Genomic DNA, 26,255 nt, shown 5'->3' with positions numbered 1-26,255 from the left:
TAAAAAAACAGGGCGATTGTGGTGGATAAATTCGTCCCGGCGCCGCTCGGCGGCGGGTTTGCGCGGCCCGCTCAGGCTGCGAGCGCTTCGAGCAACTCGGTTTCGATCGCGAGTTGCGCCCGCTGTCCCTGCAGTTCCGAGCCGCTGATCAGGAAGGTGTCTTCCACGCGCTCGCCCAAGGTCGTGACCTTGGCCAGCTGCAAGTTCAGGTGATGGCGTGCCAGCACGCGCGCCACCGAATACAAGAGGCCCGCGCGATCGCTGGCCGAGATGCTGAGCAGCCAGCGCTGCGCCTTGTCGTCGGGCAGCAGGCTGATGCGCGGCTTGATCGGGAAGCTGCGCACCCGGCGCGATACGCGGCCCTTGCTCGGCGGGGGCAAGGGGCCGGCCTCGTCGAGCGTCTTGGCCAGGCCGGTCTCCACCATGTTGATCAGGTCGCGATAGTGCTCGGGGATGAAGGTGGTGACAACCTGGAAGGTGTCGAGCCCGTAGCCGTTGGTGGCGGTGTGCACCTTGGCGTCGAGGATGCTGAAGGAAGACTGGTCGAAGTAGCCGCAGATGCGCGCGAACAGGTCCGGCTGGTCGGGGGTGTAGACCACCACCTGCAATCCCTCGCCCACCGGCGAGAGCCGCGCGCGAACGACGGCCGGCGTTTGCGGGTCGACCGGCACGTCCTTGTGCGGCACATGGCGCGACAACTGCATGGTGTGCCAGGCGATCTCGGATGCGTCGTGCCGCATGAAGTAGCCGACGTCGAGCGTCTCCCACAGCGCCTTGTGCGCCTCGAAAGGCTGCGCATGCAGCGCGAGCTGCACCAGCGCCTCGCGCTTGCGCGCCTCGACCTCGGCGCCGGGGTCGGGCATGCGGCCGCCCAGCGCGCGCAGCGTCGAGCGGTAGAGGTCCTCGAGCAGCTTGCCTTTCCAGGCGTTCCACACGCGCGGCGAGGTGCCGCGGATGTCGGCGATGGTGAGCAGGTAGAGGGCGGTCAGGTAGCGTTCGTTGCCGACGCGCTTGGCGAAGTCGCCGATCACCTTCGGATCGCTCAGGTCCTGCTTCTGCGCGACCTGGCTCATCACCAGGTGCTCGGCCACCAGGAATTCGATCAGCTTGGTGTCCTCGCGCGCGATCTCGTGCTGGCGGCAGAAGCGGCGCACGTCGCGCGCGCCCAGCTCCGAATGGTCGCCGCCGCGGCCCTTGGCGATGTCGTGGAACAGGGCCGCGACATACAGGATCCAGGGCTTGTCCCAGCCGGCCGCAAGCTGCGAGCAGAACGGGTATTCGTGCGCATGCTCGACGATGAAGAAGCGCCGCACGTTGCGCAGCACCATCAGGATGTGCTGGTCGACCGTGTAGACGTGGAACAGGTCGTGCTGCATCTGCCCGACGATGCTGCGGAACACGCGCAGGTAGCGCCCCAGCACCGAGGTCTGGTTCATGAGCCTGAACGCGTGCGTGATGCCGCGCGGCTCCAGCAGCATGCGCATGAAGGTCACGTGGTTCACGCGGTCGTTGCGGAACTTGCTGTCCATCACGTGGCGCGCGTTGTAGAGCGCGCGCAGCGTGCGGGCCGAAAGGCCGTTGACGCCGATGGTCTTCTGGTAGAGCAGGAAGGTCTCGAGGATCGCGTGCGGGTCCTTGAGGTACAGGTCGTCGCTCGCCACCTCGATCAGCCCGGCCCGCTCGAAGAAGCGCTCGTTGATCCGCGTCGCCTCTTCGGCCTGCGGCTGCAGCCGCTCGGCGATGTTGAGCAGGAGGATCTGGTTGAGCTGCGTGACCGCCTTGGCCGCCCAGTAGTAGCGGCGCATCAGCGCCTCGCTGGACTTGCGCTGCGACTCGCCGACGTAGCCGAAGGTGGCGGCGACGGCGGTCTGCAGGTCGAACACCAGCCGGTCCTCGCGCCGGTTGGCGGTCACGTGCAGGCGCGCGCGGATCAGGCTCAGGAGCGCCTCGTTGCGCTTGATCTGCTGCACCTCGAAGGCCGTGGCCAGGCCGTTCTTCGCCAAGTCGTCCCAGCGCTTGCCGAAGCCGGCGGCCTTGGTCATCCAGAGGATGGTCTGCAGATCCCGCAGGCCGCCGGGCGATTCCTTGCAATTGGGCTCGAGCGCGTAGGGCGTGTTGTCGAACTTCTGGTGCCGATGCCGCATCTCCTGCGACTTGGCGGCGAAGAAGGCCTGCGGGTCGATGGCGGCGACGAAGCGCTTCCGGAAGCCCGCATACAGCTTCTTGTCGCCGGCGATGAGGCGGGATTCGAGCAGCGAGGTCTGGACCGTGACATCCTTCGCGGCCTCGGCCAGGCACTCGTCGACCGTGCGCACGCTGGAGCCGATCTCGAGCCCGGTGTCCCAGCACTGGCCGATGAAGGCCTCGATCCGCGCCGGCTCGATGGCCATCGCGTGGTCCTGCGGCAGCAGCAGCAGCACGTCGACGTCGGAATAGGGGAACAGCTCGCCCCGGCCGAAGCCGCCGACCGCGACCAGCGCGAACTGGCTGCCGAAGCCGGCATCGGCCCACAGCGCATTGAGCGCCTCGTCGGCCAGGGCGGCCAACTGACGCAGCACGGTGTGGACGCTGCGCGTGGGCGCGCGCGCGCAGCGCAGCTGGTCGAACAGCGCCAGCTTGTACGTGCGGTAGGCGTCGCGCAACGATGGAATGTCCACCATGGCAGCCCTCAGAGGCCGGGCCGGCGTCAAGCCGCGGCGTTGACGAAAGCAGGAGGCGGCGGGCTGCCGGCCGAGAGCGTGAGCACCTCGTAACCGGTCTCGGTGACCAGCACGGTGTGCTCCCACTGTGCCGACAGCGAGTGGTCGCGCGTGACGATGGTCCAGCCGTCGTACTGGCCGCCGCGGGCGTCTTCCTTGATGTCGCGCTTGCCGGCGTTGATCATCGGTTCGATGGTGAAGGTCATGCCGGGCTTGAGCTCGTCCAGCGTGCCGGGCTTGCCGTAGTGCAGCACCTGCGGCTCTTCATGGAAGCCACGGCCGATGCCGTGGCCGCAGAACTCGCGCACCACCGAGAAACCGTTGCTTTCGGCGAAGCGCTGGATCGCCCAGCCGATGTCGCCCAGGTGCACGCCAGGCTTCACCTTGACGATGCCGTGCCACATCGCGTCGTAGGTGAAGGCGCACAGCCGCTTGGCTGCGATCGAGGCGTCGCCGACCACGAACATGCGGCTGGTGTCGCCGTGCCAGCCGTCCTTGATGACAGTGATGTCGCAGTTGACGATGTCGCCCTTCTTCAGCGGCTTGTCGTTCGGGATGCCATGGCACACCACGTGGTTGACCGAGGTGCAGATGGACTTGGGGTAGGGCACGCTGCTCGCGCCCATGTAGTTCAGCGGGGCCGGAATCCCGCCCTGGACCTGCGTGATGTAGTCGTGCGCGAGCTTGTCGATCTCGTTGGTGGTCACGCCGGGTTTGACGTGCGGGGTCAGGTAGTCCAGCACCTCGGAGGCGAGGCGGCACGCCACGCGCATGCCGGCCACGCCCTCGGCGTCTTTGTAGGTAATGCTCATCCCGGAATTATCCCATTCACCCCGCTAAAATTCAGGGGTGGCGCGGATGGCCCCAGTCAGCGGCCGCCGCCTCCTTCTCTTGATTCTCAAACGCGGCCGCCCGGCCGATCCGACCGTGACGTTGCCCGTGAACCCGCCTTCCCATCCCGTCGCCCCGGTGGTGACCTTCTTCGAGGGCGGCAGCGCACTCAGCGAATTCAGGGCGCGGCAGCTGCTGCCCCGCCTTTCGTCCGTCGAGCCGCGAATCGAAGGCATTTCCGCCCGTTTCGTGCACCTGGTCGTGACGGATGCGGCACTCGAACACGCCGAGCGCGACCGCTTCGCCGCGCTGCTGGGCTATGGCGAGCCCTTCGTGGCGCCTCCCAAGGCCGGGCCGAGCGTCGTCGTCACGCCGCGCCTGGGCACCGTGTCGCCCTGGGCCTCCAAGGCGACCGACATCGCCCACAACTGCGGCCTGGCGCTGCGTCGGGTCGAGCGCGTGACCCAGTACCACCTGGCGCTGAAGGCGCCGCTGCTGGGCAAGGCACCCACGCTGGAAGGCGACAAGCTCGCCGCGGTTGCCGCACTTCTGCACGACCGAATGACCGAATCGGTGCTGGCCGAGCTCGACCAGGCCGCCAGCCTGTTCGCCGAGCTGCCAGCCCAGCCGATGGCGCACGTCGACGTGCAGGCGGGCGGCCGCGCCGCGCTCGTCGCGGCCAACACGCAGTTCGGCCTCGCGCTGGCCGAGGACGAGATCGATTACCTGGTCGAGGCCTTCACCCGGCTCGGCCGCAATCCGAGCGACGTCGAACTCATGATGTTCGCGCAGGCCAACAGCGAGCACTGTCGCCACAAGATCTTCAATGCCGACTTCATCGTCGACGGCGTGGCGCAGCCGCAGAGCCTGTTCTCGATGATTCGCCACACCGAGCGCCAGAACCCGCAGCACACGGTGGTGGCTTACGCCGACAACGCGTCGATCATGGAAGGCACGCAGGTCGAGCGCTTCGTCGCCGGCTCGGCCTCGGGCAGCTATCAGAAGCAAAGCGCCCAGAGCCACGTGTTGATGAAGGTCGAGACGCACAACCATCCGACCGCGATCTCGCCCTTTCCGGGCGCCTCGACCGGCGCCGGCGGCGAGATCCGCGACGAGGGCGCGACAGGCCGCGGCTCCAAGCCCAAGGCCGGGCTGACCGGCTTCACGGTGTCGAAGCTCTGGCCCGAAGAGGGCAGCTACGGCAAGCCGGCGCACATCGCAAGCCCGCTGCAGATCATGACCGAGGGCCCGCTGGGCGGCGCCGCCTTCAACAACGAGTTCGGCCGACCCAACCTCCTGGGCTACTTCCGCGAGTACGAGCAGGCGATCGAGAGCGACGCTGACACCGTGCAGCGCGGCTACCACAAGCCGATCATGATCGCGGGCGGCCTCGGCAGCATCGACGCGACGCAGACGAAGAAGATCCCGTTCCCCGCGGGCTCGCTGCTGATCCAGCTCGGCGGCCCCGGCATGCGCATCGGCATGGGCGGCAGCGCGGCGAGTTCGATGGCTACCGGCGCCAACGCGGCCGAGCTGGACTTCGACTCGGTGCAGCGCGGCAACCCGGAGATCGAACGCCGCGCGCAGGAAGTCATCAACCATTGCTGGCAGCAGGGCGCCGCGAACCCGATCCTCGCGATCCATGATGTGGGCGCGGGCGGCCTGAGCAATGCCTTCCCCGAGCTCACCAACGATGCGGGCCGCGGCGCGCGCTTCGACCTGCATGCGGTGCCGCTCGAGGAGTCGGGCATGGCGCCCAAGGAAATCTGGTGTAACGAGAGCCAGGAGCGCTATGTGCTGGCAATCGCACCGGAATCGCTCGCGCAGTTCCGCGCGTTCTGCGAACGGGAGCGCTGCCCCTTCGCGGTGGTGGGTGTGGCGACGGAAGAAAGGCAGCTGCTGGTCGCCGACGAATCCGTCGAGGCGCAACCCGTCGACATGCCCATGGACGTGCTTCTGGGCAAGCCGCCCAAGATGCTGCGCGACGTCAAGTCGGTCGCGCGCCGCTTCAAACCGCTCGACCTCAACGGTGTCGAGCTGCAGAAGGCCGCCATCGATGTGTTGTCGCACCCCACGGTGGCTTCGAAGCGCTTCCTCGTCACCATCGGCGACCGCACCGTCGGCGGCCTGAGCCACCGCGACCAGATGGTCGGCCCCTGGCAGGTGCCGGTGGCCGACTGCGCCGTGACCCTGGCCGATTACCAGGGCTTCGCCGGCGAGGCCATGAGCATGGGCGAGCGCACGCCGCTCGCGGCCATCGACGCGCCGGCCTCGGGCCGCATGGCGGTCGGGGAGGCCATTACGAACCTGCTGGCCGCGCCGATCGAGCTGTCGCGCGTCAAGCTTTCCGCCAACTGGATGGCGGCCTGCGGCGAGCCCGGGGAGGATGTGGCGCTGTACGAAACCGTCAAGGCGGTGGGCCTCGAACTGTGCCCGGCGCTCGGCGTCTCGATCCCGGTCGGCAAGGATTCGCTGTCGATGCGCACCCAGTGGCAGGACGACGGTGTGCCGAAAAAGGTGACTTCGCCGGTGAGCCTGATCGTGAGCGCCTTCGCCACGCTGGCCGACATGCGCGGCACGCTCACGCCGCAGCTCGACGCCACCGAGCCCGACACCACGCTGGTCTTGATCGACCTCGGCCGCGGCAAGCAGCGCATGGCCGGCAGCATCCTGGCGCAGACGCTGGCGCAGAGCGGCGACACGGTGCCCGATCTCGACGATCCGCAAGACCTGGTCAAGCTGGTGGCGGCCGTGAACGCGCTGCGCGCCGAGGGCAAGATCCTCGCGATGCACGACCGCAGCGACGGCGGCCTGTTCGCCGCGGCCTGCGAGATGGCCTTTGCCGGCCATGTGGGTGTGGCGCTCAACGTCGACCTGCTTGTGACCGAGGGCGACGGCATCAGCGACAGCCGTGCCGAGTACGGTGATGCCAAGAACTGGGCCGGCCAGGTCAGCGCGCGGCGCGAAGAGCTCACGCTCAAGGCGCTCTTCAACGAAGAGCTCGGCATGCTGCTGCAGGTGCGCACCGCCGAGCGCAACGAGGTCATGCAGACCTTGCGTGCGCACGGCCTCAGCGCCCACAGCCACTTCGTCGGCAAGACCCGACCCGCCGCTTCGACCATGGACGCGGGCAAGGGCAAGCTCGAGGTCTGGCGCGATGCCAAGGCCGTCTTCAGCGCCAGCCTGCACGACCTGCACCAGGTGTGGGACGCCGTCAGCTGGAAGATCTGCCGCGAGCGCGACAACCCGGCCTGCGCCGATGCCGAGCATGCGGCCGCCGGCGAGCCGCAGGACCCGGGCGCCCATGTGCTGCTGGCGCCGGGCGCCGAAGAGAACGTGGCCGCGCCCTTCCTGAACCTGGCGCGTCCCAGGGTCGCGATCCTGCGCGAGCAGGGCGTCAACTCGCATGTCGAGATGGCCTACGCCTTCAACGAGGCCGGCTTCGAGTCCTTCGACGTCCACATGACCGACCTGCAGGCGGGCAGGGCAGACCTGGCCGACTTCAAGGGCGTGGTGGCCTGCGGCGGCTTCAGCTACGGCGACACGCTGGGGGCAGGCATCGGCTGGGCGCGCAGCATCACCTTCAACCCGAAGCTGGCCGAGCAGTTCAAGAACTTCTTCGGGCGCGGCGATACTTTCGGCCTCGGCGTGTGCAACGGCTGCCAGATGTTCGCCGAGTTGGCCGACATCATCCCGGGCGCGGAAGCCTGGCCGCGCTTCACCACCAACCAGAGCGAGCGTTTCGAGGCGCGCTTGTCGATGGTCGAGGTGCTCGAATCGCCGAGCCTGTTCTTCGCCGGCATGGCCGGCAGCCGGCTGCCGATCGCGGTCGCGCATGGCGAGGGCTATGCCAACTTCAAGCATCGCGGCGATGCCGCCCGCGCCATCGCCGCGATGCGCTTCGTCGACAACCACGGCCAGCCGACCGAGCGCTACCCCTTCAATCCCAACGGCAGCGCCGGCGGGCTGACCTCGGTGACCACCGCCGACGGCCGCTTCACCGCGCTGATGCCGCATCCGGAACGCGTGTTCCGCAACATCCAGATGAGCTGGACTTCGGGTGACAAGAGTGCGCTGAGCCCCTGGATGCGCATCTGGCGCAATGCCCGTAAATGGGTTGGCTGAGGACGCCGACGCCATGAAAAAAGCGGCCCGCGGGCCGCTTTTTCGTTGGAGCACGCAGGCCGGTGTTACTCGACCTTTGCCTTGGCGCGCAGTTCTTCCTGGTACTTCTGCAAACGCTGCTGCTGCAGCTGCTGCACGATCTGCGGCTTGACCTCTTCGATCTTCGGCAGCTGGGCCTGGCGGATGTCGTCGACACGGATGATGTGATAGCCGAACTGCGACTTGACCGGGGCCGAAGTCGTCTCGCCCTTCTTGAGCTTGATCATCGCTTCCGAGAACTCGGGCACGAAGCTCGCCGGCGCGGCCCAGTCGAGGTCGCCGCCGTTGGCGCCCGATCCCGGGTCCTTGCTCTGCTTTTTGGCGATGTCCTCGAACTTCTGGCCCTTCTTGAGGTCGGCCAGGATCTTCTGCGCCTGCTCTTCCTTCTCGACCAGGATGTGGCGGGCCTTGTATTCCTTGCCGCCGTTGGCCGCGACGAACTTGTCGTACTCGGCCTGCACGTCGGCGTCCGACACCGCGTTGGTCTTGCGATAGTTTTCGAACAGCTGGCGGATCAGGATGGCCTGGCGCGCGAGTTCGAGCTGGTTCTTGTAGTCGTCGGTGGCGTCCAGGCCCTGCTTCTGCGCTTCCTGCATGAAGATCTCGCGGGCCACCACTTCTTCGCGCAGCTGGCCCTGCATTTCCGGCGTGACCGGACGGCCGGCGGCCGCGAGTTGCTGGGCCAGCACGTCCATGCGCGCCTTGGGCACCGGCTTGCCGTTGACGATGGCCGCGTTCTGGGCGAATGCGGCGGGAATGGCGCCCAGAAGGGCAGCGGCTGCGACGGCCTGCAGGAGTTGTTTCTTCATAAGGGGAGGGTACTTTTGCCGCCCTGGCGGGCGGGAATCAAAGCGCTTCAAAGCGTCTCGATGGCGATGGCGTGAAGGCCCTGTGCGATGAAAACTTGCAGCGCATCATACACAAGCCGATGGCGCGCCACGCGGGCTTTTCCGGCGAAGAGGGGCGAGGCGATGCGCACGCGGAAATGGGTGCCGTAGCCTTCGGCGCCGGCACCCGCATGGCCGGCATGCGCGGCGCTTTCGTCGATCACCTCGAGCAGCGTGGGTTGCAAGGTGTTACGCAGGCGGGCCTCGAGGTCCGCAGAGGTCGGAAGGCTCATGCCGCAGGCTTGTCGGACTTGAGGTAGGGCGAGATGTAGAGCCCTTGCGCCACCAGGAAAACGATCGGGAAGGCATAGCCCCAGAGCTTGAAATTGACCCAGGCCTCGGTGCTGAAAGACGCGGCCACATAGCCGTTGATCGCGGCCATGAACACGCAGTAGGCGATCCATGCGATGTTGAGCCGGCCCCAGATCTGCGTCGGCAGTTCCAGCTGCGCGCCGAGCAGCATCTTGAGAAAGTTCTTCTTGAAGATCCACAGCGCGACGGCCAGCGCCAGGGCCATCGCGCCGTAGAGCACCGTCGGCTTCCACTTGATGAAGCGGTCGTCGTGCAGGAGCAGCGTGAGCGAGCCGAACAGCAGGATCAGCACCAGCGTGGCCTTCTGCATCGGCGCCAGGCGGCGCTCGTTGAACCAGACGATGCCCGTCTGCAGCACGGTGGCCGCCATCAGCACGCCGGTGGCGGTGTAGATGTCGTAGAGCTTGAACGCGCCGAAGAACAGCAGGATCGGGAAGAAATCGAGAAGCAGTTTCATGTTGTTTCGTCTGCGTCACGCGTCGCGCTTGTGGAAGTCCAGCGAGGCCGAGTTCATGCAGTAGCGCAGGCCGGTTTCGGTGGGGCCGTCGGGAAACACGTGGCCCAGGTGGGCGCCGCAATTGGCGCACACATTTTCGGTGCGAACCATGCCGTGCGAACGGTCGACGATGTTCTTGATGGCGCCCGGCACCGCTTCCTGAGAGAAGCTGGGCCAGCCGCAGCCGGCGTCGAACTTGGTGGCGGATTCGAATAGCTTGGCGCCGCAGCAGATGCAGTGGTAACTGCCGTCTGCCCAGTGCGCCTCGTACTTTCCGGTGAACGGGCGCTCGGTGGCGGCGTGGCGTGTCACCTCGAAGGCGCCGCGCTCGGCGCCTTTTTCGGCCAGGATGGCTTTCCATTCGGCTTCGGTTTTCTGAATGGGTGTGGTCATGATGAGCAGCTGATTTCGATCGTGGAAGCCCAGTCGGGCGGGAAGCCGGCATAGGCCTCGTGGCCGGCATGGTCTTCAAATGGGGTTTCGAGCAGCTTCAGCAAGGTGGCGACGCCCGAGAAGTCTTTTTGCTGCGCCGATTCGATCGCCTGCTGGCCCAGGTGGTTCCGCAGCACGAACTTGGGATTGCTCTTGCGCATCAGGTCGGCGGCCTGCGCCGCCGGCGTCTGCGCATGGCGCTCTGCAAAGGATAGCAGCCAGGTGTCGAAACCGGCGCGATCGAGGAACAGGTCGCGCACCGCCTCGGGGCTGCCGCCGGCCATGTGATCGGACAGGCGGCGCCAGAAGATGGTGTAGTCGACTTTCTCCTGTGCCAGCAGCTTGAGCACGCCTTCGATCAGCGCGCGGTCGGCCGGCGCGGCGTCCATCAGGCCGAGCTTGGCCCGCATGCGCGCCTCGAACGCGTCCGGGAACACCGTCTTGTACGACTCCAGGGCGGCGACCGCGATCTCCTGGTCGCCGATCAGCGGCAGCAGCGCCTGGGCCAGGCAGAACAGGTTCCAGTACGCGACATTGGGCTGCTGGTTGAAGGCATAGCGCCCGGCAGTGTCGCTGTGGTTGCAGATGTGGCGCGGATCGAAGCCGTCGAGGAACTGGAAAGGTCCGTAATCGATGGTGAGCCCGAGGATGCTCAGGTTGTCGGTGTTCATCACGCCATGGCAGAAGCCGACCGCCTGCCACTGGGCCAGGAGCGCCGCCGTGCGCTCGCTCACCGCTTCGAGCAGGGCCGCATAGGCGTTGCCGTTGAAGTGATCGGTCGTGCGGCAGGCGGGGTAGTAGCGGTCGATGACGTAGTCGGCCAACGCGCGCAGTTCCTCGTCGCGCTGGTTGGCCGCGAAATGCTCGAAGTGGCCGAAGCGAATGAAGCTCGGCGACGCGCGCGTCACGACGGCGGCGGTTTCGAGCTCCTCGCGGCGCACGCGCGCATCCGAACCCGTCACGCACAGCGCGCGCGTGCTCGGGATTCCTAGCGCATGCATCGCTTCACTGCAAAGGAATTCGCGGATGCTCGATCGCAGCACGGCGCGGCCGTCGCCCATGCGCGAGTAGGGCGTGCGCCCCGAACCCTTGAGCTGCAACTCGAAGCCGCGCTCGGTTTCACCCAGCATGATGGCGCGGCCGTCGCCCAGCTGGCCGGCCCAGACGCCGAACTGGTGGCCGCTGTAGACGCTGGCGTAGGGGCGCGTGCCGGCGACCGGCACATTGCCGGTGAAGGCGGCCAGGCCTTCGGCCGAACGCAGCCAGGCTTCGTCCAGTCCGAGTTCGCGCGCCAGCGCGGTGCTGCGGCCGACCCAATAGGGTTCGGGCAGCGGAGTGGGGCGGAGCTCGGTGAAGAAGGCAGGGCCCAGTGCGGAAAAGCCCGGGGTCCAGTCGAGGCCCAGGTCGACGATGTCCGCCTCGTCTGCAAGCATGCTCATGTGCGGATTGTCCCGTACCCGCCTAAACCCCTGGCTGCAGGGGCCATCGCGTGGGTGCCGGAAATTGCTGGACAAGTGTCCTGATTGAAACTAAAGTGCCGCCGTGTCCGGAAGCGGCCACCAGCGAAAAGCACCTATTGGAGACAAGACGATGATGACGCCTGGTCAAAGCAGGATGAAGGCCATCATCCGCGAGACTTCGGCATGAACGCGCTCGCGGTCGATCTCCTGGGGCGTGATCGTGGACTTGAAGAGCAGCTGGTGAATCATGCCGAGCATGAGCGAAGCATCGATCGCGGCGTTGCGACCGGAGAAACGCCGGATCAGGTTGGCCAGCCGGTTCAAGAGCATGCCCCGATAGGCTTCGATGTGCTGCCTGATCGGCTTGTCCGAACGATAGACGTAGAGGAAGTTCAGCTCGACCGCCACGCCCACCGGGTGCTCGGTCGCCTGGCGAAGAATGAACTCGGCGAGCCGCTGCGACAGCAGCTTGTGCAGCGTGCGGCGCGCGCCCGGCGACAGGGGCCAGGTCGTCGTGCGGCTGGCCATCAGCGCGTCGAGCTCTTCCAGGTGCTTGACGTTGTCGTCGGCCGCCAGAACGGTGAAATGGATGAAAGCCTGCTCCAGCAGGTCCGGCAGGCTCGAGAAGAAGTAGGTGGTGAGCGACTTGGGGACGCCGGCTTCCGCGGCGATGGAGCGATGCGTGATCGAGTAGATGCCTTGCTTGGCGATCGACACCAGCGCCGCATCCAGCAGCAGCTTTTTCGACTGCTCTCCCTTGGTGCTTTTCACGCGCTTGGGTTCGGCAGCAGGCGCTTCGGTGTTCGGGCTCGGATGCCCGGCCTTGCCGGGTCTCGCACTGCGGGTTTCTGTCATTGTGTGATGGGCCGAAGATTGAATGAATCTCGAATCAGGCGGACACCAAAGCCCGCGAAATTTTCGAACTCTATTTGAATAGGAGCTTACAGATGCTGGGTTTGATGCAGGACCAACCGTTGCTGATCTCGTCGCTGATCGAGTTCGCCGAGCGCCACAACGGCGACGCCGAGATCGTCTCGCGGCGCGTCGAAGGCGACATCCACCGCAGCACCTGGCGCCAGATCGCTGCGCGCGCGCGCCGGGTCGCCAACGCGCTGGACCTCGAGCAACTGCTCTTTTCCGACCGCATCGCCACGCTGGCCTGGAACGGCTACCGCCACCTGGAGCTCTACTACGGCGTGAGCGGCAGCGGCCGCGTGCTGCACACCATCAATCCGCGCCTGCATCCCGACCAGATCGCCTGGATCGCGAACCATGCCGAAGACCAGGTCCTGTGCTTCGATCTCACTTTCCTGCCGCTGATCCAGGCCGTGCATGCCAAGTGCACCACCATCAGAAAGTGGATTGCGCTATGTGATGCCGACAAGCTTCCGGCCGACAGCGGCATCCCCAACCTGGTGAGTTACGAGGCCTGGATCGCGCCTCATTCCGACACCTATGCCTGGCCCAGCTTCGACGAGAACTCGGCCTCGAGCATGTGCTACACGAGCGGCACCACCGGCAATCCGAAGGCCGCGCTCTACAGCCACCGCTCCACGATGCTGCATGCTTATGCGGCCGCCTTGCCGGACGTGATGGCGATCTCGGCGCGCGATTCGGTGCTGCCGGTGGTGCCGATGTTCCACGTCAACGCCTGGGGCATTCCGTACTCGGCCGCGCTGGTCGGCGCCAAGCTGGTGTTTCCCGGCCCCGCGCTCGACGGCAAGTCTGTGTTCGAGCTGATCGAATCCGAGAAGGTGAGTTTTGCCGGCGGTGTGCCGACCGTCTGGCAGATGATGCTGGGCCATATGCAGGTCAACGGCCTCAAGTTCTCGACGCTCAAGCGTACCGTGATCGGCGGCTCGGCCTGCCCGCCGGCCATGATCAACGCCTTCCAGCAGCAGTACGGCGTCGAGGTGCTACATGCCTGGGGCATGACCGAGATGTCGCCGCTGGGCACCTTGTGCACGCTGAAGAACAAGCACCTCACGCAGTCGCCCGAGCAGCAGACGGCCATCCGCATGAAGCAGGGCCGCGCCATCTTCGGCGTCGACATGAAGATCGTCGACGGCGACGGCAAGGATCTGCCCTGGGACGGCAAGACCTCCGGCGATCTGCTGGTCAAGGGGCCGTGGGTGGTCAAGGAGTATTTCAAGGGCGAGGGCGGCGACCCGCTGGTGCCCGACCAGCAGGGGCGCGGCTGGTTCCCTACCGGCGACGTGGCGACCATCGATGCCGACGGCTTCCTTCAGATCACCGACCGCAGCAAGGACGTGATCAAGTCCGGCGGCGAGTGGATCAGTTCGATCGACATCGAGAACATCGCCGTGGCCCATCCGGCGGTCGCGATGGCGGCGTGCATCGGCGTGGCCCACCCGAAATGGGACGAGCGCCCGATCGTGATCGTGGTGAAGAAGCCGGGCGCCGAACTCACGCGCGACGAGCTCTTGGCCTTCTACGGCGGCAAGACGGCAAAGTGGCAGGTTCCCGACGACGTGGTTTTCGTCGACGCCATTCCGATCGGCGCGACCGGCAAGATCCTGAAGACGCGCCTGCGCGAGCAGCTGCGCGACTACAAGCTGCCCGGGTGCTGAAAAGGCGTCGATCCTACCGGCGGGTAGCACCAGCGCAGTGCGTCCTGTCGCATGAGTGATAGAAACCGCCCCCGCCGCGGAACGCTTACGGGCATTCCCTGACGGGCGGGGTCAGAAAGACTTGTAATCTCGTTGCGCATTGCAGCACAGAACAGGAGACATCGAATGAAATACGCTCTGAAGATCGCCAGCGCGGCCATCCTCGCCGCCACCGCCACCGGCGCCCTTGCCCAGAAGGGCGAGACCGTCCGCATCGCGATGATCGAAGGGCTCTCGGGCCCGTTCGCCAACGTCGGCCAGAACCAGCTCAAGAGCTGGCAGCTGGTCGCGGAGAAGCTCAGCGGCGCCAAGAACGCGGCGGGCGTCAAGTTCGAGGTCATCGGCATGGACAGCAAGAGTTCGCCGCAGGAAGCGCTGAACCTCCTGAAGGCAGCCAGCGACCAGGGCTTTCGCTACGTCACGCAGGGCAACGGCTCGAATGTCGCCGTGCCGCTCGCTGATGCCGTCGCCAAGCACAACGAGCGCAATCCCGGCAAGGAGATCATCTACCTGAACTATGCCGCGGTCGACCCGGTGCTCACGAACGAGAAGTGCAGCTTTGCGCATTTCCGGCTCGACGCCGACACGTCGATGAAGATGGCCGCGCTCACCTCCTTCATGAAGGATCAGCCCAAGATCTCGAAGGTCTACCTGATCAACCAGAACTACTCCCATGGCCAGCAGGTCTCGAAGTACTTCAAGGAAGGCATGGCGCGCAACCGGCCCGACGCCAAGATCGTGGGCGACGATCTGCACCCGCTCGGCCAGGTCAAGGACTTCGCACCCTACGTGGCCAAGATCAAGCAGTCGGGCGCCGACACGATCGTCACCGGCAACTGGGGGCAGGACATGACCCTGCTGATCAAGGCGCTGAACGATTCGGGCCTGAAGCTGCCGATCTACGCCTACTACGCCGGCGTGTCCGGCACGCCGACCGCACTGGCTTCGGGCGGCGAACTAGAGGTCTACCAGATCGCCTACAACCACTCGAACTACACCGGCGAGCTGGGCACCTTGATGAGCGAGTTCAAGACCAAGTTCGGCGACGACTTCTACACCTTCTCGATCTACAACGCGATCCTGATGATGGGCGAGGGCATAGCCAAGGCCAAGTCCACCGACCCCATGAAGGTCGCCGGGGCGATGGAAGGATTGAAGTTCAAGGGCTTCAACGGCGAAACCGAGATGCGCAAGACCGACCACCAGCTGCAGCAGGGACTCTGGATCTCCAAGTGGCAGAAGGTCGATGCCAAGTACAAGTACAGCGTGGAGAACACCGGCTACACCTTCGCGCCGGTGAAATACCTCGAGCCCTACATCGCAAGCACGCCGACGTCTTGCGAGATGAAGCGGCCGGCACCGTAATACCGGCACACCAGCGAAACGCCGGTGGGTGATGGAAGTCGCTCACCGGCGCTTTTTTTGACTTCGCCCCTCGCGGCTGCAACGACGACGACGACACCGTGGAATTCTTCGCCATATCCTTGCTGAACGGCCTCAGCTACGGGCTGCTGCTGTTCATGCTGAGCTCGGGCCTGACGCTGATCTTCAGCATGATGGGCGTGCTCAACTTCGCGCACACCAGCTTCTACATGCTGGGTGCTTATTTCGCCTACACCATCTCGGGTGTGCTGGGCTTCTGGACCGCCCTGGTCGTCGCGCCCCTGCTGGTCGGCGTGCTGGGCGCGCTCTTCGAGCGCTACAGCCTGCGGCGCGTTCACAAGTTCGGCCACGTGCCCGAGTTGCTGGTGACTTTCGGTCTGTCCTACCTGATCCTCGAGCTGGTGCAGCTGGTCTGGGGTCGTGCGACGGTGCCGTACGGGCTGCCGGAGCAACTGCAGGGGCCGCTGTTCACCCTGTTCGGGACGCAGTTTCCCAAGTCGAGATCCTTCATCATGCTGCTCGCGCTGCTGATGCTGCTGTCGGTCTGGCTCTTGCTGACCCGCACCCGCATCGGCCTGGTGATCCAGGCTGCGCTCACGCATCCGGAGACGGTGGAAGCGCTGGGCCACAATGTGCCGCGGGTGTTCATGCTCGTGTTCGGCGGAGGCGCGGCGCTGGCTGCGCTGGCCGGCGTGATCGGCGGGAACACCTACGTCACCGAGCCTGCCATGGCCGGGGCGGTCGGGTCGATCGTGTTCGTGGTGGTGGTGGTCGGCGGGATGGGCTCATTGGCTGGGGCCTTCCTCGCATCGCTCCTGATCGGCGTATTGCAGACCTTCGCCGTGGCCATCGACGAGTCCTTGGCGTCCGGGCTGCAGGCCGTGGGCGTCACCGTGACCCCCAGCACCTTCGGGTACGAACTGCTTCAGCTCAGCGTCGCGCAAATCGCTCCGATCCTGCCGTACCTGTTCCTGGTGCTGATCCTGATCTTCCGGCCCAAGGGGCTGCTCGGCAAGCGGGAGGGCTGAAAACATGACGACCCATGCAAGCACTTCCGCGGCGCGTGCCGACGACACGCCGGTGTCCGGCGCCGGTACGCGGAAGACCGCCTACTACCGCTTCAAGCCCTGGAACATCGGGCGCGTGCTGATCTGGACGCTCTTCGCCCTGAGCCTGATCATCGCGCCGCTGGTGTTTCGCAGCAGCCTGGCGCTCACCATGCTGTCGCAGATCGGCTATCTCATCATCATCTGCCTGAGCTACAACATCCTGCTCGGGCAGGGCGGCATGCTGAGCTTCGGCCACGCCGTCTACACGGGGCTGGGCGCCTTCGTCGCGGTGCACGCGATGAATCTCGCCACCAAGGGGGCCATGCCGCTGCCGCTGGTGACGATTCCGCTGGTCGGCGGCGTGGCGGGCGTGCTGTTCGCGATCCTGCTGGGCTATGTGACCACCAAGAAGTCCGGCACCACCTTCGCGATGATCACGCTGGGCATCGGCGAGTTGGTCGCGGCCATGTCGCTGATGTTTCCGGGCTTCTTCGGCGGCGAGGGTGGCGTCACGACCAACCGGGTCTACGGCTCGCCTTTCCTCGGCTTGAGCTTCGGGCCGCAGATCCAGGTGTACTACCTGATCGCGGCGTACTGCTTCGTCTCGACGGCGCTCATGTTCGCGTTCACCGGCACGCCGCTGGGCCGCATGCTCAACGCGGTGCGCGACAACCCCGAGCGCGTCGAGTTCATCGGCTACGACACCCAATGGGTGCGCTACCTGGCCTTCATCATTGCCGGTTTCTTCGCCGGCATCGGCGGCGCGCTGGCGGCCATCAATTTCGAGATCGTCAACGCATCCGACAGCCTGAGCACGATCCGCTCGGGCGGCTACCTCCTGTTCACCTTCCTGGGCGGAGCCACCTTCTTCTTCGGCCCGATCATCGGCGCCGTGTTGCTGGTACTGGCGTCGGTGCTGCTGTCGGAGCTCACCAAGGCCTGGCTGCTGTACCTGGGGCTGGTGTTCCTGTTCATGGTGATGTTCGCGCCGGGCGGCATCGCCAGCCTGATCATGATGAACCTGCGCGTTGCCAAGTTCGGCAAGTTCAAGCGCCTGTGGGGTCTCTACGGCGGCCTGATCCTGACCGGGGCCGTGATGGTGGTCGGCGCGGCGGCGCTGGTCGAGATGATCTATCACGTGCAGCTCAACATGGCGCTGGGCCCGAAGCTCAACTTCATGGGCGTGGAGCTCGACGTCTCCAGCGCGGCCAGCTGGATCGGGGCCGGCGTCGTGCTTGCCGTGGGTGTGTTGCTGGTGGAATGGGTGCGACGCCGCTTCGTGAAGGTCTGGGGCCATATCCAGGAAGAGATCGAGGCCGAGATCAAGCGGAGGGAGCTCGCATGACCCACGCACTCGAATTGAAGGCCTTGCGCAAGAACTTCGGCAAGACCGAGATCATCCGTGGCGTCGACCTGGCGGTAGAAGCCGGCGAGCGCATCGCGATCATCGGGCCCAACGGCGCCGGCAAGTCCACGCTCTTCAACCTCATCAGCGGCCGGCTCGAGCCGACCAGCGGCGAGGTGCTGCTGCATGGCCAGCGCATCGACGGCCACAGGCCCTACGAGATCAACCGCCGCGGCCTTTCGCGCAGCTTCCAGATCACCAACATCTTCCCCAAGCTCAGCGTGTTCGAGAACCTGCGCTGCGGCGTGCTGTGGAGCCTGGGCTACCGCTACACCTTCCTGCGCTTCCTCTCGAAGCTCGACGATGCGAACGAGCGCACCGAGGAGTTGCTGCGCCAGGTGGGACTCGAAAGAAAGCGCGACGTGCATGCGGTGAACCTCACCTATGCCGAACAGCGGGCGCTGGAGATCGGCGTCACCATCGCCGGCGGCGCCAGCGTGATCCTGCTCGACGAGCCCACGGCCGGCATGAGCAAGACCGAGACCGCGCACTTCATCGCGCTGATCAAGCAGGTGACGATCGGCAAGACCCTGCTCACCGTGGAACACGACATGGGCGTGGTGTTCGGCCTGGCCGACAAGATCGCGGTGGTCGTCTACGGCGAGGTGATCGCCTTCGACACGCCCGCGGCGGTGCGCGCCAATGCGCGCGTGCAGGAGGCGTACCTGGGCTCTTCGGTCGCGGACGCGCAGAGCGGAGGACACTGAAGAAATGCTCAAACTCCAGGACATCCACGCCTACTACGGCAAGAGCCATGTGTTGCATGGCGTTTCATTTGCGGTCGGTCCCGGCGAGATCGTGGCCTTGCTGGGCCGCAACGGCTCGGGCCGCTCGACCACGGCCAAGGCCATCATGGGCCTGGTGCATGCCGAAGGCGGCCTGCACTGGAAGGAAGAGGACATCCTGCGCCGCAAGGCCTACGAGATCGCGCACATGGGCATCGGCTACGTGCCCGAGAACCGCGACATCTTCCCCAAGCTCACGGTACACCAGAACCTGCTGCTCGGGCAGAAGGGCAAGGGGAAGGGCAGCCGCTGGCAGTTCGACGACATGTACGGCATGTTCCCGCGCCTCAAGGAGCGCCAGCACACCGAAGCCGGCGTGCTCTCGGGCGGCGAGCAGCAGATGCTGACGCTGTGCCGCACGCTGATGGGCGACCCCGACCTGATCATCATCGACGAGCCGACCGAGGGCCTCGCGCCCAAGATCGTCGAGCTGGTGGGCCAGTACCTGCGCACGCTCAAGGACAAGGGCATCTCGGTGCTGCTGATCGAGCAGAAGCTGACGATTGCGATGCAGATCTCCGATCGCGCGCTGGTCATGGGCCATGGCAGCATCGTGTTCGACGGCACGCCGGACAGCCTGCGTGCCGATGCCGCGACCCGCAAGGAGTGGCTGGAGGTCTGACCGCCAGCCAACTTGTCTCGGCAGCGACTGATACCCGGTTGCGGGGTCACGCGAAACGCCTAGAATTTCAAACAAAAAAGAACACTCGTGCTTTTTAACGCGAGGCCCCTTTTTTCGATCCTCCCCCATCCCAAAGGAACGCAGCATGACGGCTGAATACAAAGTGCTCGGCGACGTCGCCGTGATCACCCTGACCAACCCCCCGGTCAATGGCCTCGGTTTCTCGACGCGCATCGGCATCACCGACGGCCTCTCGAAAGCGCTCGACGACGCGGCCGTCAAGGCGATCGTGATCACCGGCGCGGGCAAGGCCTTCTCGGGCGGCGCCGACATCAAGGAGTTCGGCACGCCCAAGGCGCTGCAGGAGCCCAATCTGCTGAGCGTGATCCTCGCGCTCGAGGCATCGACCAAGCCGATCGTCGCGGCCATCCATTCGGTCTGCATGGGCGGCGGCCTCGAGCTGGCCCTGGGCTGCCACTACCGCGTGGCCGCACCCGGCACCAGCGTCGCGCTGCCCGAGGTCAAGCTGGGCCTGCTGCCCGGCGCCGGCGGCACGCAGCGCCTGCCGCGCGTGCTGGGCGTGGAGACCGCGCTCAACATGATCGTGAGCGGCGAGGCCGTCAAGAGCGAGCTGCTCGCCTCGCTGCCCGGCCAGAAGCTGTTCGACAAGCTGGCCGCTTCGCCGGAATCGCTGTTCGAGGAAGCGGTCGAGTTCGCCAAGTCGGTGGCCGGCAAGAGCGGCGAGCTGCCGCTGGTGCGCAAGCTGCCGTGCAAGCATCCGCAGGGCGACGCCTACTTCCAGTTCGCGCGCAACATGGTCGGCGGCATGTCGAAGAACTACCCGGCGCCGCTCAAGTGCGTGGATGCGGTGCAGGCCGCCACGCAGATGAAGTTCGACGACGGCATGGCCGAAGAGCGTCGCCTCTTCACCGCGCTGATGTTCACGCCCGAATCGATGGCGCTGCGCCACCTGTTCATGGCCGAGCGCGCGGCTTCGCGCATTCCCGACGTGCCGGAAGACACGTCGCAGCGCACCGTCAAGTCGGTCGGAGTGATCGGCGCCGGCACCATGGGCGGCGGCATCTCGATGAACTTCCTGAACGCGGGCATCCCGGTCAAGATCCTCGAGATGAAGCAGGAGGCGCTCGACCGCGGCATCGCCACCATTCGCAAGAACTACGAAGCGCAGGTCAAGAAGGGCAAGCTCAAGGCCGAGAAGTACGAGGAGCGGATGGCGCTGCTGTCCACCACGCTCGACTACAACGACCTGAAGGACGCCGACCTCGTCATCGAGGCCGTGTTCGAGGAGCTCGGCGTCAAGGAGAAGGTGTTCAAGGAACTGGACCGCGTCGCCAAGGCCGGTGCCATCCTGGCTTCCAACACCTCGACGCTCGACGTCGACAAGATCGCCGCTTTCACCAAGCGCCCGCAGGACGTGGTCGGCATGCACTTCTTCAGCCCGGCCAACGTGATGAAGCTGCTCGAAGTGGTGCGCGGCAAGGAGACGGCCAAGGACGTACTGGCCACCGTGATGGCGATCGCCAAGAAGATCAAGAAAACCGCGGTGGTCTCCGGCGTGTGCGACGGCTTCATCGGCAACCGCATGATCGAGCAGTACTCGCGCCAGGCCGGCTTCCTGCTGGACGAGGGCGCGACGCCGCAGCAGGTCGACCGCGCCATCGAGAAGTTCGGCTTCGCCATGGGCCCGTTCCGCATGGGCGACCTGGCGGGCAACGACATCGGCTGGGCGATCCGCAAGCGCCGCGCCACCGAGCAAGCCGACATGAAGTACAGCAAGACGGCCGACAAGCTTTGCGAGCTGGGCCGCTTCGGCCAGAAGACCGGGGCAGGGTGGTACGACTACCAGGCCGGCAAGCGCGATGCGATCCCGAGCCAGGTCGTGCTCGACCTGATCGAAAAGCACCGCAAGGACGAAGGCATCACGCCGCGCAAGATCTCCGACGAAGAGATCGTGCAGCGCCTGGTCTATGCGCTCGTGAACGAAGGCGCGCACATTCTCGAGGACGGCATCGCCTCCAAGTCGGGCGACATCGACATGGTCTACCTCACCGGCTACGGCTTCCCGGTGTGGCGCGGCGGCCCGATGCACTATGCCAACCAGGTCGGTCTCTACAACGTGGCCGAGGCGATGAAGCGCTTTGCGAAGAACCCGCGCGATGACGCGGGCTTCTGGCAGCCCGCGCCGCTGATCCAGAAGCTGGTGGCCGAAGGCAAGCAGTTCAGCTGAAGCGACGGCGAGGACGGGCTGTGATCAAAAGGACGTTGCTCGTGCTGCTGCTGGCGCTGCTTGTGCTGGCGGTGGTCATCGCGGGCAACACCTGGCGCACGCCCTCGCGGCAGTTGCAGGTGCCGGCGGTACAGAAGGTCGCGGTCGACGCCAAGGCGGCGGCCGAGCGGCTCTCGGGCGCGATCCCGATCCGTACCGTGTCGAGCTTCGAAGGCGCGCAGCAAAGCGGCGAGGAGTTCAGGAAGCTTCACGCCTACCTGGCGCAGCAGTTTCCCAAGCTGCATGCGACGCTGAAGAAGGAAGTCGTCGGCGACAACGCGCTGCTCTACACCTGGACCGGCAGCGACCCCGCTGCCCGGCCGGTTGCGCTGATGGCGCACCAGGACGTGGTGCCGATCGCGCCGGGCACCGAGAAGGCCTGGGAGGTCGAGCCCTTCAGCGGCCAGATCAAGGACGGCTTCGTCTGGGGTCGCGGCACCTGGGACAACAAGGGCAACCTGCTGGCGCAGATGGAAGCCATCGAGATGCTGGTGGCCAGCGGCTTCCAGCCGCGGCAGACGGTGTATCTGGTCGCGGGCGATGACGAGGAGGTCAGCGGCCTGCGTGGCGCGAAGCCGATTGCGGAACTGCTGAAGTCGCGCGGCGTCCGGCTCGAATGGGTGCTCGACGAGGGCCTGCTGGTCACCGAAGGCGTGCTCGCGGGCCTCGACCAGCCGGCCGCCCTGATCGGCCTGGCCGAGAAGGGCTACGGCACCTTCTTCCTCTCGCTCGATACGCCGCCGGGCCACTCGTCGATGCCGCCATCCAGCACGGCCATCGGCAGCATGAGCGCGGCGCTCGCAAAGCTCGAAGCGAACCCGATGCCGGCCGCGATCGGCGGCGTGGCGCGCGAGATGTTCGCGACGCTCGCGCCCGAGATGAAGGGCTTCGGCCGCGTGGCGCTCTCCAACCTCTGGCTCTTCGGCCCGGTGGTGCAGGGCCAGCTCGAGAAAGGCGTGAGCAGCAATGCGATGCTGCGCACCACCACCGCGCTGACCATCGTGCGCGCCGGCAACAAGGACAACGTGCTGCCGGGCCGTGCCGAGGCGGCCGTCAACTTCCGCGTGCTGCCGGGCGACACGCTGGCTTCGATGGAGGCGCACATCCGCAAGACCGTCGCGAACGATGCGATCACGATCAAGCAGTATCCTGGCAACTCGGAGCCCTCGCCGGTGTCGCCCACCGACAGCGCGGGCTATCGGACCATCGCGCAATCGGTGCGCCAGACCTTTCCCGATGCCATCGTCGCGCCGGGCCTCATGATCGCCGCCACCGATTCGCGCCACTTCGCGATCGTGAGCGACGCGGTCTACCGCTTCTCGCCGGTACGCGCGCGGGGCGAAGATCTGTCGCGCTTCCACGGCACCAACGAGCGCATCTCGATCGCCAACTACGTCGAGATGATCCAGTTCTATCACCAGCTGTTGCGCAACACCGTGCAGCAGCCCCAGTAAGCATCACCCCTCTTTTTCAAAGGACCACACCATGACCAGCGCCGTCATCGTCTCCACCGCCCGCACGCCGCTCGCCAAGAGCTGGAAGGGCGCCTTCAACATGACGCACGGCGCCACGCTCGGCGGCCATGCGGTGCAGCACGCGGTGGCGCGCGCCGGCATCGAGCCTGCCGAAGTCGACGACGTGATCATGGGCTGCGCCAATCCCGAAGGCGCGACCGGCGCCAACATCGCGCGCCAGATCGCGCTGCGCGCCGGATTGCCGATCACCACCGCGGGCATGACCATCAACCGCTTCTGCTCCTCGGGCCTGCAGACCATCGCGACCGCGGCGCAGCGCATCATCGCGGGCGAGGGCGAGGTCTACGTGGCCGGCGGCGTCGAGAGCATTTCGTGCGTGCAGAACGAGATGAACAAGCACATGCTGGCCGACCCCTGGCTGGTGAAGCACAAGCCCGAGATCTACTGGAACATGCTGCAGACCGCCGAGCAGGTCGCCAAGCGCTACGACATCGGCCGCGACGCCATGGACGAGTACGGCGCGGCGAGCCAGCAGAAGGCCACCGCCGCGCTCGAGGCCGGCCTCTTCAAGGCCGAGATCGCGCCGATCACCGTGCTGGCCGGCGTGGCCGACCCGGTGCTGGGCCTGCGTACCAAGGAAGTCACGGTAGAGAACGACGAAGGCATCCGCCCCGGCACCACCAAGGAAGGCATCAGCGGCATCCGTCCGGCGATTCCGGGCGGTGTGATCTCGGCCGGCAACGCCAGCCAGTTCTCCGACGGCGGCGGCGCCTGCGTGGTGGTCGACGAGAAGTACGCCGAGAAGAAGGGCCTGAAGCCGCTCGGCCGCTTCCTCGGCTTCGCGGTCGCGGGCTGCGAGCCCGACGAGATGGGCATCGGCCCGGTGTTCGCGATCCCGAAGGTGCTGAAGCGCCTGGGCCTCAAGGTCGGCGACATCGACCTCTGGGAGCTCAACGAGGCCTTCGCGGTGCAGGTGATCTACTGCCGCGACAAGCTCGGCATCCCGGGCGACCGCCTGAACGTGAACGGGGGCGCCATCGCCGTCGGCCACCCGTATGGCGTGAGCGGCCAGCGCCTGACCGGCCATGCGCTGATCGAAGGCAAGCGCCGCGGCGCCAAGAAGGTGGTCGTCACGATGTGCATCGGCGGCGGCATGGGCGCAGCCGGCGTATTCGAGGTACTCTGAGCCTGCTGCGAGGGCCGAACTGAAGACCGGAGGTGAAGGGCGCAGAGCGTCCTTCGCGCCCGGTTTCCGAATTGAAAGTCACGAAATGAGCCTTCGTCCCACCCTCGACTTCCTGCTCTACGACTGGCTCCACGCCGAGTCGCTCAACGAGCGCGCGCGCTTCGCCGACCACTCGCGCGAAACCTTCGATGCCGTGCTCGACACCTGCGAGCGCATCGCGCGCGAGAAGTACGCGCCGAACAACCGCATCGTCGACACCCAGGAGCCGCACTTCGACGGCGACAAGGTGATCCTGCCGCAGGCCACGCACGATGCGCACAAGGCCTTTGCCGAATCCGGCATGCTGAGCGCCGCGCAGGACTACGAGATCGGCGGCATGCAACTGCCCTACACCGTGCAGGCGGCGGCCAACAGCTTCTTCGCGATGGCCTCGGTCAGCATCGGCTCCGGCATGCTGACCAGCGGCAATGCCAACCTGCTGATGGTTCACGGCACGCCCATGCAGCAATCGGTGTTCGCGAAGAACGAGTTCGCAGGCCGCTGGTCGGGCACCATGTGCCTGTCGGAGCCGCAGGCCGGCTCCAGCCTCAGCGACGTGGCGACGCGTGCCGTGCCCGACGGCGCCGATTTCCGGGACGATCCGCTCGGGCCCCGCTATCGGCTCTTCGGCAACAAGATGTGGATCTCGGCCGGCGACCATGAGCTGACCGAGAACATCGTGCACATCGTGCTGGCCAAGATCCCCGACGAGAAGGGCAAGCTCATCCCGGGCACGCGTGGCATTTCGCTCTTCATCGTGCCGAAGAAGATGGTCGATGCCGAAGGGCAACTCACCGGCGAACGCAACGACGTCGCGCTCGCGGGCCTCAACCACAAGCTGGGCTGGCGCGGCACCACCAACACGCTCCTGAACTTCGGCGAGGGCAAGTTCCCCGTTGGTGGCAAGGCCGGTGCGGTGGGTTACCTCGTCGGCGAGCCCGGCAAAGGCTTGCACTGCATGTTCCACATGATGAACGAGGCGCGCATCGGTGTCGGCACCGCGGCGACCATGCTGGGCATGGCCGGCTACCACGCATCGCTCGACTATGCAAAGAACCGGCCGCAAGGGCGGCCGGCAGGCCCGGCCGGCAAGGACGCGGCCAATCCGCAGGTGCGCATCATCGAGCATGCCGACGTGCGCCGCATGCTGCTCGCACAGAAGGCGTATTGCGAAGGCGCGCTGGCGCTCGAGCTCTATTGCGCGCGCCTGGTCGACGAGCAGAAGACCGGTGACGCGCAGGCCGCCGACGACGCGCGCCTGCTGCTGGAGGTGCTCACGCCGATCGCCAAGAGCTGGCCCAGCGAATGGTGCCTGGAGGCCAACTCGCTCGCGATCCAGGTGCACGGCGGCTACGGCTATACGCGCGACTTTCCGGTGGAGCAGTACTGGCGCGACAACCGCCTGAACATGATCCACGAAGGCACGCACGGCATCCAGGCGGCCGACCTGCTGGGCCGCAAGGTGCTGATGGAAGACGGCCGCGGCCTGCAGCTCTTGGCCGCGCGCATCACCGACACCATCGCGCGTGCGGCCCGCATGCCCTCGCTGGCCGTGCATGCCAAGGCGCTGGCCGAAGCGCTGCAGCGCATCGGCAACGCGACCAAGGCAGCCTGGGCCACCGGCAATCCGCAGGAGGCGCTGGCCAATGCCGTGCCCTACATGCAAGCCTTCGGCCATACGGTGCTGGCCTGGATCTGGCTCGACGTGGCGCAGCACGCGCTCGAACGCGACGCGTCGAAGGCGCTGCCGGCCACGGCCGGGCGTATCGGCGCGACCGACTATTTCTTCAACTACGAACTGCCGAAGATCGGTGCCTGGCTCAATGTGGTCGAACGGCGCGACCCGACCTGCGCAGCCCTGCCCGAGGAGGCTTTCTGATGGCCGTCAAACCCCACGCCACGCTCGAGAAATGGATCTGGATCCTGATCTACGGTGGCCTCTTCATGCTGATCCTCGGCATCGCGACCGGCCGATCGGACGAGACCCTCGGCTGGGTCATGGCCGTCCCAGGCGTGGCCGTGGCCATTGTCGGCGTGGTCCTCATCTACGTTCGCTCCCGCCTGAAGGACTGACATGCCCCCAAGCTCACTTCGTTCGCTGCCCCCCGAGGGG

At 66.1% G+C, this 26,255-nt stretch carries 20 protein-coding genes; 12 read left to right on the top strand and 8 right to left on the bottom strand.

Annotated elements, in window-relative coordinates:
• Positions 1 to 71: 71 nt before the first annotated feature.
• On the bottom strand, positions 72 to 2,660 hold the full coding sequence (locus tag ACSQ86_RS14825; RefSeq protein ID WP_436309026.1) for a [protein-PII] uridylyltransferase: 2,589 nt from the start codon (positions 2,658 to 2,660) through the stop codon (positions 72 to 74).
• Positions 2,661 to 2,686: 26 nt separating this feature from the next.
• Positions 2,687 to 3,511: a type I methionyl aminopeptidase gene (gene map / locus ACSQ86_RS14820; RefSeq protein ID WP_093108751.1), complete on the bottom strand. Its 825-nt coding sequence runs from the start codon at positions 3,509 to 3,511 to the stop codon at positions 2,687 to 2,689.
• 46 nt (positions 3,512 to 3,557) lie between these two features.
• On the opposite strand from map, the gene purL reads away from it, so the two are divergent.
• Positions 3,558 to 7,655 carry a phosphoribosylformylglycinamidine synthase gene (gene purL, locus ACSQ86_RS14815; RefSeq protein ID WP_436309025.1) on the top strand — a complete coding sequence of 1,366 codons (4,098 nt, stop codon included), beginning with the start codon at positions 3,558 to 3,560 and terminating at the stop codon, positions 7,653 to 7,655.
• Between the two features lie 65 nt (positions 7,656 to 7,720).
• On the opposite strand, the gene ACSQ86_RS14810 is transcribed toward purL, so the two are convergent.
• The 6 genes from ACSQ86_RS14810 to ACSQ86_RS14785 all read right to left on the bottom strand — a co-directional run bounded on the left by ACSQ86_RS14810 (position 7,721) and on the right by ACSQ86_RS14785 (position 12,052).
• Positions 7,721 to 8,503 (bottom strand): peptidylprolyl isomerase, encoded by a 783-nt coding sequence (locus ACSQ86_RS14810; RefSeq protein WP_093108749.1) that lies wholly within the window; start codon positions 8,501 to 8,503, stop codon positions 7,721 to 7,723.
• Positions 8,504 to 8,550: 47 nt separating this feature from the next.
• On the bottom strand, positions 8,551 to 8,814 hold the full coding sequence (locus ACSQ86_RS14805; protein WP_093108748.1) for a BolA family protein: 264 nt from the start codon (positions 8,812 to 8,814) through the stop codon (positions 8,551 to 8,553).
• Complete coding sequence (locus ACSQ86_RS14800; RefSeq protein WP_093108747.1) at positions 8,811 to 9,350, bottom strand: septation protein A; 540 nt, start codon at positions 9,348 to 9,350, stop codon at positions 8,811 to 8,813. The genes ACSQ86_RS14805 and ACSQ86_RS14800 overlap by 4 nt, the downstream gene beginning before the upstream one ends.
• Before the next feature lie 15 nt (positions 9,351 to 9,365).
• Positions 9,366 to 9,782, bottom strand: a complete 417-nt coding sequence (gene msrB / locus ACSQ86_RS14795) for a peptide-methionine (R)-S-oxide reductase MsrB (protein WP_436309024.1) — start codon at positions 9,780 to 9,782, stop codon at positions 9,366 to 9,368.
• The gene (locus ACSQ86_RS14790; protein ID WP_436309023.1) at positions 9,779 to 11,260 is read right to left on the bottom strand and encodes a protein adenylyltransferase SelO; all 1,482 of its coding nucleotides are present in this window, start codon (positions 11,258 to 11,260) and stop codon (positions 9,779 to 9,781) included. The genes msrB and ACSQ86_RS14790 overlap by 4 nt, the downstream gene beginning before the upstream one ends.
• A gap of 165 nt (positions 11,261 to 11,425) precedes the next feature.
• Positions 11,426 to 12,052: a TetR/AcrR family transcriptional regulator gene (locus ACSQ86_RS14785; protein WP_436309022.1), complete on the bottom strand. Its 627-nt coding sequence runs from the start codon at positions 12,050 to 12,052 to the stop codon at positions 11,426 to 11,428.
• A gap of 176 nt (positions 12,053 to 12,228) precedes the next feature.
• On the opposite strand from ACSQ86_RS14785, the gene ACSQ86_RS14780 reads away from it, so the two are divergent.
• From ACSQ86_RS14780 to ACSQ86_RS14730, 11 genes are all read left to right on the top strand, one after another.
• Positions 12,229 to 13,872, top strand: coding sequence for a 3-(methylthio)propionyl-CoA ligase (locus ACSQ86_RS14780; protein ID WP_436309021.1), 1,644 nt, complete (start codon positions 12,229 to 12,231; stop codon positions 13,870 to 13,872).
• Positions 13,873 to 14,037: 165 nt separating this feature from the next.
• A complete protein-coding gene (locus ACSQ86_RS14775; protein ID WP_436304151.1) occupies positions 14,038 to 15,276 on the top strand; it encodes a branched-chain amino acid ABC transporter substrate-binding protein in 1,239 nt (412 codons plus the stop codon).
• 98 nt (positions 15,277 to 15,374) lie between these two features.
• Positions 15,375 to 16,322 (top strand): branched-chain amino acid ABC transporter permease, encoded by a 948-nt coding sequence (locus ACSQ86_RS14770; protein WP_093108741.1) that lies wholly within the window; start codon positions 15,375 to 15,377, stop codon positions 16,320 to 16,322.
• A 4-nt stretch (positions 16,323 to 16,326) separates the two neighbouring features.
• Positions 16,327 to 17,688 (top strand): branched-chain amino acid ABC transporter permease, encoded by a 1,362-nt coding sequence (locus tag ACSQ86_RS14765; protein WP_093108740.1) that lies wholly within the window; start codon positions 16,327 to 16,329, stop codon positions 17,686 to 17,688.
• The gene (locus tag ACSQ86_RS14760; protein ID WP_093108739.1) at positions 17,685 to 18,455 is read left to right on the top strand and encodes an ABC transporter ATP-binding protein; all 771 of its coding nucleotides are present in this window, start codon (positions 17,685 to 17,687) and stop codon (positions 18,453 to 18,455) included. The genes ACSQ86_RS14765 and ACSQ86_RS14760 overlap by 4 nt, the downstream gene beginning before the upstream one ends.
• A 4-nt stretch (positions 18,456 to 18,459) precedes the next feature.
• Complete coding sequence (locus tag ACSQ86_RS14755) at positions 18,460 to 19,155, top strand: ABC transporter ATP-binding protein (RefSeq protein ID WP_093108738.1); 696 nt, start codon at positions 18,460 to 18,462, stop codon at positions 19,153 to 19,155.
• Between the two features lie 145 nt (positions 19,156 to 19,300).
• Positions 19,301 to 21,403: a 3-hydroxyacyl-CoA dehydrogenase NAD-binding domain-containing protein gene (locus ACSQ86_RS14750; RefSeq protein WP_436304150.1), complete on the top strand. Its 2,103-nt coding sequence runs from the start codon at positions 19,301 to 19,303 to the stop codon at positions 21,401 to 21,403.
• Positions 21,404 to 21,423: 20 nt separating this feature from the next.
• Complete coding sequence (locus ACSQ86_RS14745; protein WP_436309020.1) at positions 21,424 to 22,896, top strand: M20 family peptidase; 1,473 nt, start codon at positions 21,424 to 21,426, stop codon at positions 22,894 to 22,896.
• 31 nt (positions 22,897 to 22,927) lie between these two features.
• Positions 22,928 to 24,103, top strand: coding sequence for an acetyl-CoA C-acyltransferase (locus ACSQ86_RS14740; RefSeq protein ID WP_093108735.1), 1,176 nt, complete (start codon positions 22,928 to 22,930; stop codon positions 24,101 to 24,103).
• Between the two features lie 85 nt (positions 24,104 to 24,188).
• Positions 24,189 to 26,021, top strand: coding sequence for an acyl-CoA dehydrogenase (locus tag ACSQ86_RS14735; RefSeq protein WP_436304148.1), 1,833 nt, complete (start codon positions 24,189 to 24,191; stop codon positions 26,019 to 26,021).
• Positions 26,021 to 26,215, top strand: coding sequence for a hypothetical protein (locus ACSQ86_RS14730; RefSeq protein ID WP_093108733.1), 195 nt, complete (start codon positions 26,021 to 26,023; stop codon positions 26,213 to 26,215). The genes ACSQ86_RS14735 and ACSQ86_RS14730 overlap by 1 nt, the downstream gene beginning before the upstream one ends.
• The last annotated feature ends 40 nt before the right edge of the window (positions 26,216 to 26,255 follow it).

The organism is Variovorax sp. LjRoot130 (genome assembly GCF_964253755.1).
Lineage (GTDB): Bacteria > Pseudomonadota > Gammaproteobacteria > Burkholderiales > Burkholderiaceae_C > Variovorax.
Note: the sequence above shows the minus strand (reverse complement) of the source record. Positions and strands in the feature narration are given on the sequence as shown.